We start from the raw sequence: 3,239 nt of genomic DNA, 5'->3' as shown, positions 1-3,239 counted from the left end.
CAACTGAACCAGTGTGCCGCCGCTCGCGTGCTCGCGGCCATTCGGGTTAGCCCCATCAGATGCAACAGGTCGTTGACGAAGGTGAAGACGACCGGGGTCGGCGATGACCACCTCGCCTGCCGCGGGACGCGGCACATATGCAAACGCGAAATGCGCAGTTCACAGCGCCGTGTCGCACTCCTAAGGTCCGGCACTCCACCCCGAGGCACTCCACCATGGCGCACGCCGGCACCCTGCAGATCCAGCACCTGAGCAAGCAGTACGAAGTGAAGGGCGAACCGCTGTCCGTGCTCGACGACATCACGCTCACCGTCAACCCGGGCGAGTTCGTCAGCATCGTCGGCAGCAGCGGCTGCGGCAAGTCGACGCTGCTGCGGCTGATCGTCGGGCTGGACGAGAACTACCAGGGCGAGGTGCTGCTCGACGGCGAGCGCATCGTCGGCACCAGCCTGAACCGCGGCATCGTGTTCCAGGAGCACCGGCTGTTCCCGTGGCTCACGGTGGAGCAGAACATCGGGCTCGGGCTGCTGAACGGCGAGCTCAGCGAGAAACAGAAGGCCGACACGGTGCGCGAGCACATCGCGCTGGTCGGCCTGGCCGGCTTCGAGACGGCGTGGCCGCACCAGCTGTCGGGCGGCATGTCGCAGCGGGTGGCGATCGCGCGTGCGCTGGTCAACCGGCCCGAGGTGCTGCTGCTCGACGAACCGTTCGGCGCGCTCGACGCGCTGACGCGCGCCCACCTGCAGCAGGAGCTGCACCGCATCTGGCAGGCCGAAGGGATCACGATGATCCTGGTGACGCACGACGTCGAGGAAGCCGTCTACCTCGCCGGCAAGGTGGTGGTGATGGAGCCGCGGCCGGGCCRCATCCGCCGCATCGTGCCGGTGGAGCTCGATCACCCGCGAGACCGCGTGGGCCTCGCGTTCTCGCGCGTCAAGGAAGACGTGCTCGCCGAGTTCGCCGGCAAGGCTGGTCCAGGCTGAGCAACCGCCCGGCGCAGCACGTCCGCTTCCGAATCAGAAGCTGTGGCGGATGCCTGTCGTGAACTCGGTGATGTTGCGATCCCCGGCGTTCGTCAGGCCGGCCGGCACGGCGCTGGCCCAGCGGTCGGCGTAGCCGTCGCCTTCGTTCTTGAAGCGCGTCACCGCGCTGTACAGCGCCGTGCGCTTCGACAGGTCGTACTGGTAGCCGACGCCGAAGGCTTGCGTCTTGCCTTCGTTCACGTTCTTGGCCTTGTTCTGCACGTACTGCGCGCGCACCGTGTTCGCGCCGAAGCGGTAGTCGCCGCCSACCCAGAAGCCCTGGCCGTCGGCATCCACCGCGCTGCGRTCGTTCACCGAGATCASGCCGGCCGTGCCGTGCCAGTCGCCGTACGTGTAGCCGACCGCGCCCGAGGTCGTGCGCACGTCCTGCGAGGTCAGGTCCTGCTTGTCGTCGACGAACGACAGCATCGCGTCGAAGCCGTAGCCGCTGTAGCGGGCRTAGAYGTCRGCCGTGCGCTGMTCGTTGGTCGCGCCGGTGGWCTCGCCGAAGCCCCACAGTGCRCCGGCCTTGAAGCCGCTGAAGGTCGGGGTCTCGTACTTGACCGAGTTGTTGATGCGCGCCGGGCCGCCGTTGCCGGTGGCCGWGKWGGTGGTGCCGCCGCGCACCGGCTCGTAGCCGCCGAAGCCGCCGATGACGGCCGTGCTCGCGCCGGTCGAGACGTTCGAGAACTCGCTGAAGTCGCTCGACAGGTTGTAGATGCTGCCGTACTGGCGACCCAGGGTCAGCGTGCCGARCTGCGCCGAGCCGATGCCGACRTAYGACTGGCGGCCCCAGAASGCGTTCTGGCCRTTGGTGCCGTCRTCGATGTTGACGCCGCTTTCGAGCACGGCCAGGGCACGCAGGCCGCCGCCSAGGTCTTCGGTGACGCGCAGGCCGAAGCGCGAGCCCTGCAGGCCRCCCGACTGCACGCGGCTCAGGTTGGCCGCGCCRTTGGCGAACTGCACGTAGGCATCGGCGACGCCGTACAGCGTCACGTTGGTGGTGGATTGTTGTGCGTCTTGCGCGTTGGCGGCCGACGCGGCAGCCAGGGCGACTGCGGTCACTGCAAAGGTGGCGAACTTCATGAGATTCTTCTCCGATCAGTAGGTGGACCCCTTGTCCCACAGGCACGCGTCCAACTCCGACCGCGTGGCAGACACCGACCGGTGCTGCGTCTTGGGGGTGAATGCTAGGGTTGTCCCTGACTGTGAAAAACCCCATCACCGGCAAGTCGGCATTGCTGAATCAGCAAGGATTCCGCTCTTGAAGCACCGGGCTGCGCTCCCAAGGGACGAACCCTTAAACTTCAAGGCCGCCTTCGCATCACGATGTGTCGGCGCCTCGTTCCCGTTTTCCGTCTTGAAGGCACCCATGTCCGGCAGCACCCTCGGCACCCTGTTCCGCGTCACCAACTTCGGCGAGTCGCACGGGCTGGCCATCGGGTGCGTGATCGACGGCTGTCCGCCGGGGATGGAGCTCAGCGAGGCCGACATCCAGCCCGAGCTCGACCGCCGCCGCCCCGGCACCTCGCGCCACGTGACGCAGCGCAACGAGCCGGATGCGGTGGAGATCCTGTCCGGCGTCTACGAGGGCAAGACCACCGGCACGCCGATCTGCCTGCTGATCCGCAACACCGACCAGCGCAGCAAGGACTACGGCAACATCCTGCAGACCTTCCGGCCCGGCCACGCCGACTACACCTACTGGCACAAGTACGGCATCCGCGACCCGCGCGGCGGCGGGCGCGCGTCGGCCCGGCTCACCGCGCCGATGGTCGGCGCCGGCGCCGTGGCGCGCAAATGGCTGAAGGCGCAGTACGGCACCACCTTCCGCGGCCACATGACCCAGCTGGGCGAGCTGGAGATTCCGTTCGAGGGCCACCAGCACATCGGCGAGAACCCGTTCTTCGCCGCCAACGCCTCGAAGATCGCCGAACTCGAGGCCTACATGGACGCGCTGCGCAAGTCGGGCGATTCGGTCGGCGCGCGCATCCGCGTCGAGGCGGCGCAGGTGCCGGTCGGGCTGGGCGAGCCGCTGTTCGACAAGCTCGACGCCGACATCGCCTACGCGATGATGGGCATCAACGCGGTGAAGGGCGTCGAGATCGGCGCCGGCTTCGCGAGCGTCGCGCAGCGCGGCACGCAGCATGGCGACGAGCTGACGCCRCAGGGCTTCCGCACCAACAACGCCGGTGGCGTGCTGGGCGGCATCAGCAC

At 68.1% G+C, this 3,239-nt stretch carries 3 protein-coding genes; 2 read left to right on the top strand and 1 reads right to left on the bottom strand.

The annotated features are described in order from the left end of the window. Positions 1-215: 215 nt before the first annotated feature. The gene (locus AC1D12_RS28940) at positions 216-983 is read left to right on the top strand and encodes an ABC transporter ATP-binding protein (protein ID WP_477844582.1); all 768 of its coding nucleotides are present in this window, start codon (positions 216-218) and stop codon (positions 981-983) included. A 33-nt stretch (positions 984-1,016) separates the two neighbouring features. Here AC1D12_RS28940 and AC1D12_RS28935 read toward each other — a convergent pair whose 3' ends face one another. Beyond that, a complete protein-coding gene (locus AC1D12_RS28935; protein WP_477844580.1) occupies positions 1,017-2,108 on the bottom strand; it encodes a porin in 1,092 nt (363 codons plus the stop codon). Positions 2,109-2,394: 286 nt separating this feature from the next. On the opposite strand from AC1D12_RS28935, the gene aroC reads away from it, so the two are divergent. Then, the coding region (aroC, locus tag AC1D12_RS28930; RefSeq protein ID WP_477844578.1) for a chorismate synthase at positions 2,395-3,239 on the top strand (845 nt) is incomplete at its 3' end.

The sequence above is a fragment of the Rhizobacter sp. P1_G5 genome (assembly GCF_056405435.1).
Note: the sequence above shows the minus strand (reverse complement) of the source record. Positions and strands in the feature narration are given on the sequence as shown.